This is a genomic window from Rhizobium alarense, from assembly GCF_021555155.1.
Classification (GTDB): domain Bacteria; phylum Pseudomonadota; class Alphaproteobacteria; order Rhizobiales; family Rhizobiaceae; genus Rhizobium_D; species Rhizobium_D alarense.
Genome location: NZ_JAKGBU010000177.1, coordinates 1 through 1,291, shown reverse-complemented (window position 1 = coordinate 1,291; position 1,291 = coordinate 1). Strand labels below are relative to the sequence as shown.

Annotated in this window: 1 protein-coding gene and 1 other annotated feature; the gene reads right to left on the bottom strand. The window is 59.5% G+C overall.

The window, feature by feature from the left end; all coding sequences use genetic code 11:
- Positions 1-9: 9 nt before the first annotated feature.
- Positions 10-1,241 (bottom strand): IS3 family transposase gene (locus LXM94_RS25855; RefSeq protein WP_235774754.1). Its coding sequence is split into 2 segments (ribosomal slippage): positions 10-944 and positions 944-1,241, totalling 1,233 coding nucleotides; the frame shifts between segments, so codons are not numbered across the junction.
- Positions 841-957 (bottom strand) — a sequence feature (AL1L pseudoknot). It overlaps the preceding gene by 117 nt.
- Positions 1,242-1,291: the final 50 nt, after the last annotated feature.

Sequence of the window (1,291 nt, the reverse complement as noted above, 5' to 3'; positions counted from 1 at the left end):
TGGTTTAAGTTATGCGGCCATGGCTGGTACGTCCAGCATGGCGTAGTATCGTTCTTCTGCCGCGGCGGGCGGAATGTTTCCGATGGGCTCCAGAAGGCGGCGGTTGTTGAACCAGTCGACCCATTCGAGCGTGGCGAACTCCACGGCTTCAAAGCTTCGCCACGGTCCCCGGCGATGGATGACCTCGGCCTTGTAAAGACCGTTGATCGTTTCGGCGAGAGCATTGTCGTAACTGTCGCCAACGCTTCCGACAGATGGCTCGATGCCCGCCTCGGCCAGCCGTTCGGAATAGCGAATGGACACGTATTGCGAGCCGCGGTCGGAATGATGAACCAGCCCGCCACGTTTGACGGGCCGCCGATCATGAAGCGCCTGGTCGAGGGCATCGAGCACAAAGCCGGCATGAGCCGTCCGGCTTGCCCGCCAACCGACGATACGGCGGGCGAAGGCATCAATGACAAAGGCCACGTAAACGAAGCCTTGCCAGGTCGCGACATAGGTGAAATCGGATAACCACAGCATGTTCGGCGCGGGGGCCTTGAAGTGGCGATTGACGCGGTCGAGCGGACACGGGGCAGACTTGTCCGATACAGTGGTTTTGATCGGCTTGCCACGAATGATGCCTTGAAGACCCATCATTCTCATGAGCCTTGCGACGGTGCAGCGTGCGACGTCGAAGCCTTCTCGCTGCAACTGTCGCCACACTTTCCGCACGCCATAGACCTGGAAGTTCTCGTTGAACACCCGGCGTATCTCGACTTTCATGGCAATATCATTCCGTTCGCGGGCCGATAGGCGACCCACGTCCGTGCGCTTGGCGACGGCCTCATAATAGGTGGACGGGGCAATCGGCAGCAGCCTGCAGATCGGCTCGATCCCGAGCACCGAGCGGTGTTCGTCGATGAAGGAAATCATCGCTTCAGTGGGCGCTCGAGCTCCGCCATCGCGAAATAAGCTGACGCCTTGCGCAATATCTCGTTCGCCTGACGGAGCTCGCGGTTCTCCCGTTCCAGAGCCTTCATCTTCTCTGCCACGTCACTCGGCAAACCTGCACGCTTGCCGCTGTCGACCTCGGCCTTCTTCACCCATTCATGGAGGGTATGCGCCGAGCAACCAATCTTGGCCGCTATCGATGATACTGCCGCCCAGCGGGAGGGATGTTCGGCTTCATGCTCCGTCACCATCCGAACGGCACGGGCACGAACTTCAGGAGAAAATTTGTTCGTCGTCTTGCTTGTCATAGACCCTACTTCTCACGAGTTGGGGTCTCCGGCAAACCCGGCGCGGTTCA